Origin of the sequence: Streptomyces muensis, from assembly GCF_021474425.1 — a bacterium.
Lineage (GTDB): Bacteria > Actinomycetota > Actinomycetes > Streptomycetales > Streptomycetaceae > Streptomyces > Streptomyces muensis.
The window spans coordinates 1-14,721 of record NZ_JAKEIP010000210.1 but is presented as its reverse complement, the minus strand read 5'-3'; the positions used below and the strand labels follow the sequence as shown (position 1 = coordinate 14,721).

Below are 14,721 nucleotides of genomic sequence, written 5' to 3'. Positions count from 1 at the left end.
GACGAAGTCCCCCCGCTGAACAAGCAACCGCGCCCGCTCAACCCGCAACCGAGCCGGATGCGAAGGCAACGCCAACGCCAACTCCACAGCCCACAACGCCACATCCGTCCGCTCGGGCCGAGCCGCCGCCCACGCCCGAACGTTGTTCAGAATCCGCGACACCACGTCCAACGGATCGGCCGGCACCAACATCGACGGTTCCAGCGCCGCCCCCGTAGCCCCCGCCACCAACAACTCCGCATCGCTCCCGGTCAACACCCGCCCCCCGTCGAACGGATCGGCGAGCACCTGCTCCTCGGCCGGCCCGAACCCGACCACGAAGTGCCCCGGCAGCGCCACCCCGTACACCGGCGCCCCCGCCCGCCGCGCCACCTCCATCCACAGCACCGACAACAGGATCGGCAGCCCCCGCCGCCGCACCAGCACCTGATGCAGCAACGACGACTCCAGCCGCTGATAGTCCGCGGCGGACCCCCGGAACCCGTACCGCTCCCCGAGCAGCTCCCGCAGCGCGACCGCCCACGCCCGCGGCCCCCCGGGCCGGAACGGCAGCTGCCCCGCCAGCGTGTCCAGCTCCACCTGCACGGCGTCCATCCCCGCCTCGTCCAGCTCCCCGTCCGCCTCGGCCCCCACCAGCAGACACAGCAGGGACAGATCGGGCCGCTCGGACCGCGCCTCTTCGGCGAACCGCCGCCGCACCTCGGCGGAGCGTTCGGGCGGCGGCGGATAGGGGGGACGCATAGCTGGCTCGTGCCCTTTCACGACGATCGGTACCGCTGCTCACACTGATCGATAGTGGTGATACGAGTGATGCGCACCGAACCCCATACCGGCGTACATCTCCCGCGCACCCATGTTCTCCGCCTCGACCTGCAGCCAGGCCGCCGACGCCCCCTCGTCCAGCGCCCGCCGCGCCAGCGCGGTCAGCACCCGCGTCGCCAGCCCCTGCCGGCGCAGCGCAGGATCGACCTCCACGGCGGCGAACCCGGCCCACCGCCCGTCCACGACACACCGCCCGATGGCGGCGGGCGCACCGCCGCCCGCACCGGGAACCGTCGCGAACCACACCGACGGCCCGCTGCCCAGCACCTTCAGGGCCACCTCGCTCACCCCCTTGCGCTGATACCGCGCAAGCCAAGCCTCGTCCGCCTCCCGCGACAGCACCACTCCGGCGCCCTCACCCAGGTCCCCGACCGGCGCCAGCGCCCCGACCCACATCTCGGCGGAGACCTCCCGCACCCACCCCAGCCGCTCCAGCTCCGCGCACAACAGCTCCTGCGTGCCCTCGGCCCCGGTCGCGGTCTGTACATACGCGGGGAGCCCTCGGTCGCCGTACCAGCGCCGTACGACATCGAGCGCGGCCGGCAGCGGCATCCCGGGGTCGCCGAGCGGCAGCACCGAGTTTGCCCGCCGGGTGAACCCGGACGCGGCCCGCAGTTCCCACGCGCCGAGCATCTCGCTCTCCACCGGCCGCCACGCGCGCGCCGAGACGTGCGCGAGTTCCTCGTACGAGGCGGAGGGACCCCGGCGACGGGCCGGCGCACTCGGCACGACCTTCCCCGCCACCAGCGACGATTCCGCGATGCGGACGGTCTCGCCACTCTTCCGTGTGATCAGCAGCACACCTTCGTCCCATGATGCGAGAACACCCACCGTGTCGGTGAATTTCTCACCCCCCGCCGCAGGATCGTTCAGGCGGCGTACGGAGACTCGTTTACCCACGTCAGCAGCGGTGATACGGACCTCAAGGCGCCCTGTCGCAGAGATTTCCACAGGTCGGTTCACCCCTCCTGTTCGGATCATGCCCAAGAACGGAGATACTAGGGGCGGGCATCGACGACGCCGCGCTCCCGCGCGCCAGGCGGCGGAGCCTGTGGAGGCCCGCCAGCGCCCTATCGAGGAGGAACGACAGCGTGACCTACGTCATCGCGCAGCCTTGTGTCGACGTCAAGGACAAGGCGTGCATCGAGGAGTGCCCGGTCGACTGCATCTACGAGGGCCAGCGGTCCTTGTACATCCACCCGGACGAATGCGTCGACTGCGGTGCCTGTGAGCCGGTCTGCCCGGTCGAGGCGATCTTCTACGAGGACGACACTCCGGAGGAGTGGAAGGACTACTACAAGGCGAACGTCGAGTTCTTCGACGAGCTCGGCTCCCCCGGCGGCGCCAGCAAGCTGGGCCTGATCGAGCGGGACCACCCCTTCATCGCCGCGCTGCCGCCGCAGGCCGAGTAGTCCCCACCGGCGACCCGCACAGCGTGCCGCCTCGGTCTCGTACGGCCTGATCACCTTGATCGCCGTACGGGACCGAGGCGTTGCCGTATCCGGCAGTACCAGCGGCCGTACCAGAAAGTGAGCGAGATCCCGTGTCCGCAGTCTCCGACCGCCTTCCCACCTTCCCCTGGGACAAGCTGGAGCCGTACAAGAAGACGGCCGCCGCGCACCCGGACGGCATCGTCGACCTCTCCGTCGGCACGCCGGTCGACCCGGTCCCCGAGCTGATCCAGAAGGCCCTGATCGACGCGGCGGACTCCCCGGGCTATCCGACGGTCTGGGGCACGCCGGCGCTGCGTGACGCGATCACGGGCTGGGTGGAGCGCCGCCTGGGCGCCCGCGAGGTCACCCACCGCCACGTGCTCCCCATCGTCGGCTCCAAGGAACTCGTCGCCTGGCTCCCCACCCAGCTGGGCCTCGGCCCCGGCGACAAGGTGGCCTACCCGCGGCTGGCCTACCCGACGTACGAGGTCGGCGCCCGCCTCGCCCGCGCGGACCACGAGGTCTACGACGACCCGACGCGGCTGGACCCGACCGGCCTGAAGCTGCTCTGGCTGAACTCCCCGTCGAACCCCACCGGCAGGGTCCTCTCCAAGCCGGAACTCACCCGCATCGTGGCGTGGGCCCGCTCGCACGGCATCCTGATCTTCTCCGACGAGTGCTACCTGGAGCTGGGCTGGGACGCCGACCCGGTCTCGGTCCTGCACCCGGATGTGAACGGCGGCTCGTACGAGGGCATCGTCGCCGTCCACAGCCTCTCCAAGCGATCCAACCTGGCCGGCTACCGCGCCGCGTTCCTGGCCGGCGACCCGGACGTCCTCGGCCCTCTCCTGCAGATCCGCAAGCACGGCGGCATGATGACGTCCGCGCCGACCCAGGCCGCGGTCGTCGCGGCCCTCGGCGACGACGAACACGTCCGCGTCCAGCGCGACCGCTACGCCGCCCGCCGCAAGGCGCTCCGCGACGCCCTGGAAGCCCACGGCTTCCGCATCGAACACAGCGAGGCCAGCCTCTACCTCTGGGCCACCAAGTCCGAGTCCTGCTGGACCACCGTCGCCGACCTCGCCGACCTCGGCATCCTGGTGGCCCCGGGCGACTTCTACGGCGAGGCGGGCGCCCACCACGTACGAGTGGCTTTCACAGCAACGGACGAAAGGGTACGGGCAGCGGTGCAGCGCTTGGCATAGCACCCCGAGGCTCCCGCGCGGTGGTGGCTCCTGTGCCTGGCGGCTCCCGCGCCTGCGGCCGCTCCTGTCTCGGGCGTCTGCGCCGGGCCGCTCCCGCGCCTGTGGCGGCCTCTGCACCTGGCGGCTCCCGCTCCCACTCCTGCTGCCTGCTGCCTGGCCCACGGCCACCGCCGCTCCCGCTGTGGGCAGTCGTTCCGCAGGGCGGAACGGGTGGGCACAGCCTGCGGTGCCGGATGCCGTGCGGACATGCCCGGCCCCTGCCGACGTAGGCGAACGCGGGCACGCAAAGGCCGGCGGGGCCCAGGGAGCTCCCTGGACCCCGCCGGCTCAGACCAGGCGTCAGCCGAGCGTCAGTTGATGGGCAGCCCCTGCACCGGCAGCGAACCGGTCGCCGGCACGCCGCTCTGCGTGGCCGTACCGGCCGCCTCGCCGAGGACGCTCCCGACCGACCCGGCCACACCACCGGCGGTCTGCTGCGCGGCGGGCGTCGCCTTCTTCGCCACCTTGCTGCCGGCCTTCGTCGCGGTCGGCACGGCCTTCTTCGCGGCCTTGCCGCCGGTCTTGGTCACCTTGTCGCCGGCCTTCGTGGCGGTCGGCAGCGCGCCGTCGACCGCGGTGTCGACGGCGCCACCCGCGATCCCGGTGGCGTTGGTGGCCGCGCCGTCGACGACGCTCGCGCCGTCCAGGGCGGTCAGCCCGCCGACCTTGGTGGCGTCGGGCAGTTCGGGGGCCGCGCTGGCGGAGCCGGCCGCACCGACCCCGGCAGCCGCTCCCGCAGCGACGATCAGCGCGGCACGGGCGATCCGGCGGGTCAGGGGGAGGGACATGATGCTCCTTCGACGGGTATGTCGGATGAGAACGATGAAGTGTCCGACCGCACCCGGCAGTTGACCGACTGGCTGTTGATCTCCGGGCTCGGACGCAGTGACTACCGCTCGAAGCCCGTGAAGGTTGCGGCGCGCCAATGTAAAGAGTTGGCAATGCGTCGCATTATCGCCTGCGGATAAATACGGGCAAAAAGATCCTCGCCCGAAAGCCCGCCGAATCCTTACAGCCCTTGATTCTCAAGGGCTTTGGCCGATCTCGGGGTGACCGCGCGAAAACCTGCCCACGCCATCGCCGACCGACACCTCGGGTAATCCTCGGGAGTGAGCGGCCGAACGCCCGCGCGTACCGTCCGCGCGTACGACGGGCAGGTCCTAGTGGGTCGTCACGATCCGGACCGAGTCCAGATCGCTCTCCGCCCCGGAAGTGCCCGAGGCACCCGAAGCGCCCGAAGTACCCGACGCCGCGCTCGTCCGCCACTGACTGTCGGTGTTCCCCGCGGTCCACTCCCGGCCGGCGTACGCGACCCGCTTGATATGCAGATCGGAGGCGTTGGCCACCGCCCAGTGGGCCAACTGCCAGCCCCGCTCGCGGACACCGCGCCCGGAGCCGGAGGCGGAGTCGCCGGTCACCGGCAGCAGGACGGTCTGCCCGTCGCGCTGGATCACGGTGGGAGTGGCCGAGGGCGCGGCCTTCCGCTCGCCCACCTCCGCGCCGGCCGACTGCAGCGCGTCCTGCCCGAAGTCCCGTACGAGCGCGGCCCGTACGGCGTCCGGACCCGAGGCCCGCGCGGCACCCGGACGCCCCTCGCAGGTCAGCGTGGCCGCCGAACGCCCGGTGAGGGCCGCGGCGAGCAGCGTCGCGTCCGGCTCGTGCTTGGCGTACGCCTCCGGGAAGCCGCTGCGCTGGACGCGCTGCGCGGCGACGGTCAGCGGCAGCTCCGTGTAGCCGCGGACCTTGACCAGATGCTCGTAGAAGATGCCCGCCGAGTAGATCGGGTCCTGGATCTGCCTCTCGGTGCCCCAGCCCTGCGAGGGCCGCTGCTGGAACAGGCCCAGCGAGTCACGGTCGCCGTGGGCGATGTTGCGCAGCCCCGACTCCTGGAGCGCGGTGGCGAGCGCGATCGTCACGGCCCGCTCGGGCAGCCCGCGCCCGGTACCGACGGCGGCGATGGTCGCCGCGTTCACCGCCTGCTCCGGCGTGAACTCGTACCGCGCCCCGTCGGCCCTGCCGGAGACGACCACGCAGCCCGGTGTGCCGGTGCCGCCGGTGACGTACTGCACGGCGAGATACCCCGCGACGGCGAGCAGGACCAAGAAGGCCGCCCCACGACGGAGGAGGCGGCCACGGCGTTTGGAGGAGGGTGACGGCTTGGGCACGCCCTACAAGGTAGCTGAGGTTACTGAGGGGTATGAGCGCTGTGGAGAATCGGTGGGAAAAGTGGGGCGACGGCCGGGCACGTTAGGGTCGGATCCATGGCCGACACCTCCCTTGACCTCACGCTGGACGCCGCGAAGCTCACCGCGCGGCTCGTCGACTTCCCCTCCGTCAGCGGCACCGAGCAGCCCCTCGCGGACGCGATCGAGACCGCCCTGCGCGCCCTGCCGCATCTGACGGTCGAGCGGTACGGCAACAACGTCGTGGCGCGCACCGACCTCGGCCGGCCGGAGCGCGTGATCCTCGCCGGGCACATCGACACGGTGCCGATCGCGGACAACGTCCCGTCGAGGCTGGACGAGGACGGCGTGCTGTGGGGCTGCGGCACCTGCGACATGAAGTCGGGCGTCGCGGTCCAGCTCCGTATCGCCGCGACGGTCCCGGCCCCCAACCGCGACCTGACCTTCGTCTTCTACGACAACGAAGAGGTGACCGCGGACCTCAACGGCCTCAAGCACATCTCCGAGGCCCGCCCCGAGTGGCTTCAGGGCGACTTCGCGGTGCTGCTGGAGCCGTCGGACGGCGAGGTCGAGGGCGGCTGCCAGGGCACGCTCCGGGTGCTGCTGAAGACCAAGGGCGAGCGCGCCCACTCCGCGCGCGGCTGGATGGGCTCGAACGCGATCCACGCGGCGTCCCCGATCCTGGCCCGCCTGGCCTCCTACGAACCGCGCTACCCGGTGATCGACGGCCTGGAGTACCGCGAGGGCCTGAACGCGGTCGGCATCAAGGGCGGTGTGGCCGGCAACGTCATCCCCGACGAGTGCGTGGTGACCGTCAACTTCCGCTACGCGCCGGACCGCACCGAGGAGGAGGCGGTCGCGCACGTCCGCGAGGTCTTCGCCGACTGCGGGGTGGTGGAGTTCGTGATCGACGACCACAGCGGCGGCGCGCTGCCCGGGCTCTCGCACCCGGCGGCAGCGGCGTTCATGGCGGCGGTCGGAGGGGTCGCCCGCCCCAAGTACGGATGGACGGACGTCTCCCGCTTCTCCTCCCTCGGCATCCCGGCGGTCAACTACGGCCCCGGCAACCCGCACTTGGCGCACAAGCGGGACGAGCGTGTCGAGACGGCGAAGATCCTCGCGGGGGAGGAGCGGCTGAGGGCGTGGCTCACGGCGTCGTAGAGAGTCGTGGAGAAGGGAAGGGCAGGGGCCGCCGGCACGGCGCTTCACGGCGGTCATGCTCACGTCCCCCGTCCGTAACCCACGTGGATCTACGCTGAGGTGGAACGACCTGCAACACCCGCAGGCCCCGCAGCGGAGGGAGCGCACATGGCTACCGGCAACCCCGAGGGGAAGAAGCAGCCACCGTCGGAGCAGCGTCTGGGACCTGTTCTCCGAAGGCGGGACCAGGTGACGGCGAGCACCACCGACCAGCGACTGCTGGACGCGGGCGGACCCTCCGACTGGGTCCACACCGACCCCTGGCGGGTCCTCCGCATCCAGTCGGAGTTCATCGAGGGCTTCGGCACCCTCGCCGAACTCCCGGCGGCGATCAGTGTCTTCGGCTCGGCCCGCACACCCGTCGACTCTCCCGAGTACGACGCCGGAGTCCGCCTCGGCCGAGGGCTCGTCGAGGCCGGGTTCGCGGTGATCACCGGCGGTGGCCCCGGCGCCATGGAGGCCGCGAACAAGGGCGCCTGCGAGGCGGGCGGCATCTCGGTCGGCCTCGGCATCGAACTGCCCTTCGAGCAGGGCCTCAACCCCTACGTCGACATCGGCCTGAACTTCAGGTACTTCTTCGTCCGCAAGATGATGTTCGTCAAGTACGCCCAGGGCTTCGTGGTCCTCCCCGGCGGCCTCGGCACCCTCGACGAACTCTTCGAGGCCCTCACCCTCGTCCAGACCCAGAAGGTGACCCGCTTCCCGATCGTCCTCTTCGGCAGCGAGTACTGGGGCGGCCTGGTCGACTGGCTCAAGAACACCCTCATCGCCCAGGGCAAGGCCTCCGAAAAGGACCTCCTCCTCTTCCACGTCACGGACGACGTGGAGGAGGCAGTGGCCTTGGTCTCCAAGGAGGCGGGCCGCTAGCGCTGGGCGTGCCCCCCAGGTCTCTCAGCCCCTCCGGCGTTTGAGGAGCGGGGGTGAAGGGGGCGGAGCCCCCTTCATGGATGGGACGGGTAGGGGCGGCGGGGGCGAGGCAGGCTACGCCAGCCCCCGCCGGGCCACCGCCGGAGCCCGGTGCCCCGCGATCGACGCCACCATGTCCAGCACCTGGCGGGTCTCCGCCACCTCGTGGACCCGGTACACCTGGGCGCCCAGCCAAGCCGACACCGCAGTCGTCGCCAGCGTCCCGACCACCCGCTCCTTGACAGGCTTGTCCAGCGTCTCGCCGACGAAGTCCTTGTTGGACAGGGAAACCAGCACCGGCCAGCCCGTCTCGACCATCTCCCCGAGCCGCCGAGTCGCCTCAAGACTGTGCCGCGTGTTCTTCCCGAAGTCGTGCCCGGGGTCGATCAGGATCGACTCCCGAGGCACCCCCAGCGCCAGCGCACGCTCGGCCAAGCCCACGGTCACTCGCAGAATGTCCGCCATGACATCGTCGTACGCCACCCGATGCGGCCGAGTACGAGGCTCCGCACCCCCGGCATGCGTACACACCAGCCCCACCCCGTACCGCGCGGCGACCTCCGCGAGCCCCGGATCCACCCCACCCCACGCGTCGTTCAGCAGATCCGCCCCGGCCTCGCAGACGGCTGCCCCGACCTCGGCCCGCCAGGTGTCCACGCTGATCACGACATCCGGAAACCGACGCCGCACCTCCGCCACGAACCCGACCGTCCGCCGCGCCTCCTCCTCGGCGGTCACCTCTTCGCCCGGCCCGGCCTTGACCCCGCCGATGTCGATGATCGCGGCACCCTCCGCCACGGCCTGCTCCACGCGCGCGAGGGCCGGCTCGTCCCGGAACGTCGCCCCTTGGTCGTAGAAGGAGTCCGGGGTCCGGTTCACGATCGCCATGATCACCGGCTCGTGCGTGTCGAACTCACGCCTGCCCAGCCTGAGCATCCCCTGTGACCTCTCCCTGTGTGTCCTGGCATGTCCCGGTCTTTCGACCGGCTGCGACCCTAACTGTCAGAGTCGCATGGCACGATCGGACACAGACAGATCCGACCGCTCGTATTCAACGACTTCACCGACCGTGGGGGCCGCCGCGATGGTTATGTTCTTGTTCCTGGTCATCGCGCTGGCCGTGGTGGTCGCCGCGGTGACACTCGCCGTCGTGGGCGGCGGCGAGAGCGACGGCCCGCTGCCGGAGGCCGCGCCGGAGCGCCTCCAGGACCTGCTGCCGCCGGACCGCCCGCTCGACCGCGCGGACATCGACAGCCTCCGCTTCCCGCTCGCCGCCCGCGGCTACCGCATGAGCGACGTCGACGACGCCCTCAGCCGTCTCGCCGCCGAGCTCGCCGAGCGCGACGCCCGGATCGCCGACCTGGAGTCCGCGCTGTCCGGCGCGCAGACCTCGGCAGGACATGTGTCGATGGAGAAGCCCGCGCAGGAGGACCAGCAGTGAGCGACGGCACGGCCCTCGCCGGCCCGGACGGCGCCCTGCGCTGCCCGTGGGCCCTGTCCACCCCGGACTACGTCACGTACCACGACGAGGAGTGGGGCCGCCCGGTGCACGGCGACGACGCCCTGTTCGAGCGCCTCAGCCTGGAGGCCTTCCAGTCGGGCCTGTCCTGGATCACGATCCTGCGCCGCCGCGAGGGCTTCCGTGCCGCCTTCGCGGGCTTCGAGATCGCCAAGGTCGCGACCTTCACGGACACCGACAGGGACCGCCTCCTCACCGACGAGGGCATCATCCGCAACCGAGCCAAGATCGACGCGACCCTGGCCAACGCCCGCGCCCTGGCCGACTGGACCCCGGGCGACCTGGACGAACTGATCTGGTCCCACGCCCCGGATCCGGTGACTCGTCCGGCCCCGAAGACCCTGGCGGATGTCCCGGCGGTCACACCCGAGTCGACCGCGCTGTCGAAGGCGCTGAAGAAGCGGGGCCTACGCTTCGTGGGACCGACGACGGCATACGCCCTGATGCAGGCGTGCGGCTTGGTAGACGACCACTTGGAGACATGCGTCGCGCGAAGCGCCCCTTAGGGGCGCGGGGAACTGCGCGACCAGCCACGTCGGACCCGCAGTCCCCAACGGCGCTACGGCCCCTCGGACCTATCGGCCCAAATATTTGGGCTTCTCCTTGTTCACAAACGCCTGCACCGCAATCGCATGGTCCTCGGACGACCCGGCCCGAGTCTGCAGCTCGTCCTCCTTCTCCAGGGTCTCCTCCAAGGAGTGCGACATCCCGAACGCCACGGCCTCCTTGATCGCCCCGTACGCCACCGTCGGCCCCTCGGCCAACGCCCGCGCCACCTTCTCGGCCTCGCCCCGCAGCTCGGCCGACGGCACGACCCGGTTGGCGATCCCCAGCTCGTACGCCTCCTGCGCCTTGATGTTCCGAGGGAAGAGCAGCAGGTCAGCGGCGCGCCCCGGCCCCACCACCCGCGGCAGCGTCCACGAGATCCCGGAGTCAGCGGTCAGCGCCACCCCCGCGAACGACGTGTTGAAGGCAGCCGTGTCGGCCACCACCCGATAGTCCGCGGCGAGCGCGAAACCGAACCCGGCCCCGGCAGCGACCCCGTTCACCCCGGCAACCACGGGCTTGCGCATCTCCGTCAGCGCCCGCGTGATCGGGTTGTAGTGCTCCCGCACCGTGCTCATCGTCTGCCGGGACCCGGTCTCCCGGTCCGTGAGCAGCAGCCCGATGTGCTCCTTGAGGTCCTGCCCCACACAGAACGCCCGCTCCCCGGCAGCGGTCAGCAGCACCGCCCGCACGGCACTGTCGTCCGCGGCGGAGCGCACCGCGTCCCGCAGGGCGACCTTGGTCTCGACATTCAGCGCGTTCATCGCCTCGGGGCGGTTCAGCGTGATCGTCGCGAGTCCGTCGCTCACCTCGTAGAGCACGGTGTCGGCCATGGGGAGTCCCCTCCGCTGTCGTGGCTTGGGCGTACTGGTCAGTACGCGCCTGTCTGAAGGACAGCATGGCGGAGATCACCGACAACGGGCCTGACCGGACGTGTGACCTGCGTCAAAGAATTCGTGTCCGATTCCGTTCGGCGGAAGCGAGTGCGGTGGCGCAGTATCGCAGTCACATCGCCGAATTGAGTGGTTTTGCTCGCGCGCGTTGCCCAAGCGATGCCGACTGATGTTGGTCATCGGGTCCTGAGATGCGGGATAATGGCTTGGAAGCAATGTGTTCGATGCCGGTGTCGCGTGTCTCATGCCAGACGCGCGTGCCCTCCATGGGGCCGTCGGCTTTGACGATGAGCTGGTTTCAGGAAGGGGAACGAGCATGGCGGCCATGAAGCCGCGGACGGGCGATGGCCCGCTCGAGGTGACCAAGGAGGGGCGGGGCATCGTCATGCGCGTTCCGCTCGAAGGCGGCGGTCGGCTCGTCGTCGAGCTGACCCCTGACGAGGCCGACGCGCTCGGCGACGCCCTCAAGAAGGTCGTCGGCTGACGCGGAAGCGACCATACCCTTTCGGTGACCCCGGCATCGTGGATGGTGCCGGGGTCACTGCTTTCCCCACAATCACCGTCCGACACCGGTCACCGGTTGACGCTGGTCGGCTTGGGGCAGCGGTCAGCGTTTGACCGCGCACAGCAGGCCGTCCCCGACCGGCAGCAGCGACGGCACCAGCTCCTGGCTCTCGCGCACCGCGCGCAGCAGCTCCCGGATGCGTATGACCTCGGTGGGCTGCGGGCCCGAGTCGACCGTGCGGCCGTTGGCGAAGACGCCCTCGAAGACGACGAGGCCACCCGGACGCAGCAGGCGCAACGATTCAGCGAGATAGTCGAGGAACTCCAGCCGGTCACCGTCACAGAAGACGAGGTCGTAGCCGGCGTCCGCGAGGCGGGGCAGGACGTCCAGGGCGCGGCCGGGGATGAAGCGGGCGCGGTTGCTGGCGAAGCCGGAGGCGCGGAAGGCCTGGCGGGCGAACTGCTGGTGCTCGGGCTCGGGGTCGACGGTCGTCAGGACGCCGTCGGGGCGCATGCCGTGCAGGAGGTGGATACCGGAGACGCCGGTGCCGGTGCCGATCTCCGCCACCGCCTTCGCGTCCACGGAGGCGGCCAGCAGTCGCAGCGCGGCGCCCGTGCCGGGCGACACCGAGCGCAGTCCCGCCTCACGGGCCCGGTCCCGGGCCCAGCGCAGGACTTCGTCCTCGGCGACGTAGGCGTCGGCGAACGCCCAGCTCGTCTGCCGGTTGCCGGTAATGGCCCTCTCCTGTCCCCGTGGTTGCCTGGGCGTGACTGTATCCGTTGCGGGCGGGAACTCGCAGATGGGACCGGGCGTTTAGAGGGGTGGGAAGACGAGCGGGGGGACACAGTTGGATCACGATGACGAGCGGGGCGGCGAGCAAGTGCTGACGCACGCGCATCAGCCGTGCCAGCCCAGATCAAATTCTCGTAAAACCGCTTATCCGGAGCTAACGGGCGAGGTGGCTATGGTAGGGGCTCCACTGGACACCACCAGAGCCGATAGGGGAGGTGCGGCTGCGCCTGTGGATCGGGGAGGAGTGCTGCGGCGCTTCCTCGGATCGGCGGGCAGGCCGAAATCCGTGAACGACACCGCTGACCACAGCCACGCCGGCGACTACGCCCAGACCGCGACCTTCTCCACCGACGCGGACGGGCAGGCGTGGACTCCGCCCACCTGGGAGGAGATCGTCAGCACGCACAGCGGCCGCGTCTACCGACTGGCGTACCGCCTCACCGGCAACCAGCACGACGCCGAGGACCTGACGCAGGAAGTCTTCGTCCGCGTCTTCCGCTCCCTGTCGACGTACACGCCGGGCACCTTCGAGGGCTGGCTGCACCGCATCACCACCAATCTCTTCCTGGACATGGTCCGCCGCAAGCAGCGCATCCGCTTCGACGCGCTGGGCGAGGACGCGGCCGAGCGGCTGCCCAGCAAGGAGCCCACGCCCCAGCAGGTCTTCAATGACGCGCACTTCGACGCCGACGTCCAGCAGGCCCTCGACACGCTCGCGCCCGAGTTCCGCGCCGCGGTCGTCCTGTGCGACATCGAAGGACTGTCGTACGAGGAGATCGCCGCGACCCTGGGCGTCAAGCTCGGCACGGTCCGCTCCCGTATCCACCGCGGCCGCTCGCAGCTGCGCAAGGCCCTCGCCCACCGCTCGCCGGAGGCGCGCGCCGAGCGTCGCTCCTTCGTGCCGCGTGTGGCCGCTCTGGGGGGAGGGGGCGCGACCGCGTGAGTGGCTCCCGACCCAACCCGGCTGAACGGCTCCTGGCCGAGCAGCACCTTGGCGACCGACTCTCCGCCCTCGTCGACGGAGAGCTCGGTCATGAGACGCGCGAGCGCGTCCTGGCCCATCTGGCGACCTGCGCCCGGTGCAAGTCCGAGGTCGACGCCCAGCGCCGGCTGAAGAACGTCTTCGCGGAGGCGGCCCCACCGCCTCCCTCCGAGAGTTTCCTGGCCCGTCTCCAGGGACTCCCCGGGGGAGGTGACCTGGACGGCGGCGGCTCGCCGCTCGGCGGGGGAGGATTCGGCGGACTGTCCGGACGACCCGGCACCTCCGGCGCCTTCGGCATGAAGCGCGGTGACCGCTTCGAGTTCGGTTACGTCCCTTCCCGTGCGCACGGCTCCGCGCTCCCCGCCACCGACAGCGGCTTCCGCACCCACCCCGTGGGCCGTCAGGACGCCGACCGCTCCGCGTCCTCCCGGATGAGGTTCGCGTTCGTCGCAGCGGGCGCGGTCTCGCTGGCCGCCATCGCCCTGGGCGGTGTCACATCGAGCGCGCCCACCGACGCGGAGGCCCGCGGCGGCTCGGGCGGCAGCAATGTCACGCCGGCGCGGACCCAGGGCACCGGCGCCGCGACGACACCAGAGAACCAGCGCCGCCGCGCGGTCGGCCCACTGCTCGCGCAGGGCCAGGGAACCTCCGACACCCCACCGGCCCCCACCGAGGTGTCGGCGCCGCTCCTGCCCGGGATGCCGGCCCAGCCCGTCGACGCGGACCTGCACACCCTGACGGCTCCCGTCGTGGCCGGCGCGGCCGCCATGTCCCCGCTGATACGCCCGCTCAGCGCGAACCCGCCGCTCGCCCTGACCGCGTGGTCGACGACCCCCGGCATCACGACGACCCCCGACCTGTTCGCCGCGCCCGTCCCCGACGCGACCTCCTCCCCCTCCACCTCTCCGGGCACCGGCCGCTGACCCGGCCTCTGCGCAGCGGCCCACGAACCTGGTTGAATCCAGGGGTGGGCCGCGCGCCGTTCCGGTGGGCCGCGCGCGGAGTCGAGGAACCGCGGCCGCCGTTGACGCCGCGTGCCGGATGGGGGAGGTAGGGACGAGGTCGCCCGGTTCCTGAGGGAACTCGAGTGCGACAGCGCAGAGTCGAGTAGGCATGCGGGAGCCGGGGCTTTCCCGGTGGCGGCCTGCCGTGAAACCAGGGGGCACCCGCGTCCGACTGTGCCGACGCGGCACCGTCCGGTTCTCCGTGCGGACGCGGTCCGGAGCGAAGCGTCCTACTCGAACCACGGTCAGCAGCGAGCAGGAAGCAGAGCATGAACGAGGGGAAGCCCGCGAAGGCGAAGTGGTGGAACCGACCCAGACCGCAGGGACCTTCGGGCCAGGCGGACGGGATGGGACCGACGCCGGACGAGTCGAGCGGGTCCGAGCCGGCCGTATCGGCACCCGAAAGCGCCGGTGAGCGCGGCCGGGCCCACGACTCGGCCGGCGACACGGACGGTGACTTCGAGCTGGCGCGGCCCACGGTGGGCACGGCCGGCCACGGGACCTCGGACGAGGGCGACTTCGAGCTGGCGCGACCCATGGCGAGCGCGGCCGGTGGCACGGCGGCCGACGAGGGTGACTTCGAGCTGGCCCGGCCGGCCGGGACGCCTGAGGCATCCGCCCCGTCGAGGGATGCCTCCGCCCCCGCGGCGGAAGCCGCCACCCCTGCTCCCGTCCCCGCCGCGGGGGCGGAG

Annotated in this window: 16 protein-coding genes and 1 pseudogene; 10 read left to right on the top strand and 7 right to left on the bottom strand. The window is 71.3% G+C overall.

Annotated elements, in window-relative coordinates; genetic code table 11:
- Window positions 1–741, bottom strand: a 741-nt coding sequence (locus tag L0P92_RS33340) for a transglutaminase family protein (protein WP_234766791.1), incomplete at its 3' end; no start/stop codon positions are given.
- A 39-nt stretch (window positions 742–780) separates the two neighbouring features.
- Complete coding sequence (locus L0P92_RS33335; RefSeq protein WP_443733826.1) at window positions 781–1,773, bottom strand: GNAT family N-acetyltransferase; 993 nt, start codon at window positions 1,771–1,773, stop codon at window positions 781–783.
- A 140-nt stretch (window positions 1,774–1,913) separates the two neighbouring features.
- Here L0P92_RS33335 and fdxA point away from each other — a divergent pair, with 140 nt between their 5' ends.
- Together fdxA and L0P92_RS33325 are read left to right on the top strand one after the other, a co-directional pair.
- A complete protein-coding gene (gene fdxA, locus L0P92_RS33330; protein WP_030929316.1) occupies window positions 1,914–2,234 on the top strand; it encodes a ferredoxin in 321 nt (106 codons plus the stop codon).
- A 131-nt stretch (window positions 2,235–2,365) separates the two neighbouring features.
- On the top strand, window positions 2,366–3,460 hold the full coding sequence (locus tag L0P92_RS33325; protein WP_234766789.1) for a bifunctional succinyldiaminopimelate transaminase/glutamate-prephenate aminotransferase: 1,095 nt from the start codon (window positions 2,366–2,368) through the stop codon (window positions 3,458–3,460).
- 350 nt (window positions 3,461–3,810) lie between these two features.
- On the opposite strand, the gene L0P92_RS33320 is transcribed toward L0P92_RS33325, so the two are convergent.
- Window positions 3,811–4,287: an ATP-binding protein gene (locus tag L0P92_RS33320; protein ID WP_234766788.1), complete on the bottom strand. Its 477-nt coding sequence runs from the start codon at window positions 4,285–4,287 to the stop codon at window positions 3,811–3,813.
- 372 nt (window positions 4,288–4,659) lie between these two features.
- Window positions 4,660–5,664 (bottom strand): VldE C-terminal domain-containing protein, encoded by a 1,005-nt coding sequence (locus tag L0P92_RS33315; RefSeq protein ID WP_234766787.1) that lies wholly within the window; start codon window positions 5,662–5,664, stop codon window positions 4,660–4,662.
- Between the two features lie 96 nt (window positions 5,665–5,760).
- Here L0P92_RS33315 and dapE point away from each other — a divergent pair, with 96 nt between their 5' ends.
- Together dapE and L0P92_RS33305 are read left to right on the top strand one after the other, a co-directional pair.
- Window positions 5,761–6,843, top strand: coding sequence for a succinyl-diaminopimelate desuccinylase (gene dapE, locus L0P92_RS33310; RefSeq protein WP_234766786.1), 1,083 nt, complete (start codon window positions 5,761–5,763; stop codon window positions 6,841–6,843).
- A 147-nt stretch (window positions 6,844–6,990) separates the two neighbouring features.
- A complete protein-coding gene (locus L0P92_RS33305) occupies window positions 6,991–7,749 on the top strand; it encodes an LOG family protein (protein ID WP_128434475.1) in 759 nt (252 codons plus the stop codon).
- 114 nt (window positions 7,750–7,863) lie between these two features.
- On the opposite strand, the gene folP is transcribed toward L0P92_RS33305, so the two are convergent.
- Window positions 7,864–8,724 carry a dihydropteroate synthase gene (folP, locus tag L0P92_RS33300; protein WP_234766785.1) on the bottom strand — a complete coding sequence of 287 codons (861 nt, stop codon included), beginning with the start codon at window positions 8,722–8,724 and terminating at the stop codon, window positions 7,864–7,866.
- Between the two features lie 154 nt (window positions 8,725–8,878).
- Here folP and L0P92_RS33295 point away from each other — a divergent pair, with 154 nt between their 5' ends.
- Both L0P92_RS33295 and L0P92_RS33290 read left to right on the top strand, forming a co-directional pair.
- The gene (locus tag L0P92_RS33295; protein WP_234766793.1) at window positions 8,879–9,229 is read left to right on the top strand and encodes a DivIVA domain-containing protein; all 351 of its coding nucleotides are present in this window, start codon (window positions 8,879–8,881) and stop codon (window positions 9,227–9,229) included.
- Window positions 9,226–9,813 carry a DNA-3-methyladenine glycosylase I gene (locus tag L0P92_RS33290; RefSeq protein WP_308289777.1) on the top strand — a complete coding sequence of 196 codons (588 nt, stop codon included), beginning with the start codon at window positions 9,226–9,228 and terminating at the stop codon, window positions 9,811–9,813. The genes L0P92_RS33295 and L0P92_RS33290 overlap by 4 nt, the downstream gene beginning before the upstream one ends.
- 69 nt (window positions 9,814–9,882) lie before the next feature.
- Here the strand turns inward: L0P92_RS33290 and chcB are convergent, their stop codons facing one another.
- The gene (chcB, locus tag L0P92_RS33285; protein WP_234766784.1) at window positions 9,883–10,686 is read right to left on the bottom strand and encodes a 2-cyclohexenylcarbonyl CoA isomerase; all 804 of its coding nucleotides are present in this window, start codon (window positions 10,684–10,686) and stop codon (window positions 9,883–9,885) included.
- A gap of 376 nt (window positions 10,687–11,062) precedes the next feature.
- On the opposite strand from chcB, the gene L0P92_RS33280 reads away from it, so the two are divergent.
- Window positions 11,063–11,230, top strand: coding sequence for a DUF3117 domain-containing protein (locus L0P92_RS33280; protein WP_003966491.1), 168 nt, complete (start codon window positions 11,063–11,065; stop codon window positions 11,228–11,230).
- Window positions 11,231–11,353: 123 nt separating this feature from the next.
- Here L0P92_RS33280 and L0P92_RS33275 read toward each other — a convergent pair whose 3' ends face one another.
- Window positions 11,354–11,986, bottom strand: a complete 633-nt coding sequence (locus tag L0P92_RS33275) for an O-methyltransferase (RefSeq protein ID WP_078916410.1) — start codon at window positions 11,984–11,986, stop codon at window positions 11,354–11,356.
- A 301-nt stretch (window positions 11,987–12,287) separates the two neighbouring features.
- Between L0P92_RS33275 and sigE the strand changes: the two genes are divergently transcribed.
- The 3 genes and pseudogenes from sigE to L0P92_RS33260 all read left to right on the top strand — a co-directional run.
- Window positions 12,288–12,986 carry an RNA polymerase sigma factor SigE gene (gene sigE / locus L0P92_RS33270; protein WP_037642843.1) on the top strand — a complete coding sequence of 233 codons (699 nt, stop codon included), beginning with the start codon at window positions 12,288–12,290 and terminating at the stop codon, window positions 12,984–12,986.
- A complete protein-coding gene (locus L0P92_RS33265; RefSeq protein WP_234766783.1) occupies window positions 12,983–13,948 on the top strand; it encodes an anti-sigma factor family protein in 966 nt (321 codons plus the stop codon). The genes sigE and L0P92_RS33265 overlap by 4 nt, the downstream gene beginning before the upstream one ends.
- A 350-nt stretch (window positions 13,949–14,298) precedes the next feature.
- Window positions 14,299–14,721 (top strand): annotated as a pseudogene (locus tag L0P92_RS33260) (hypothetical protein); the annotation flags it as partial.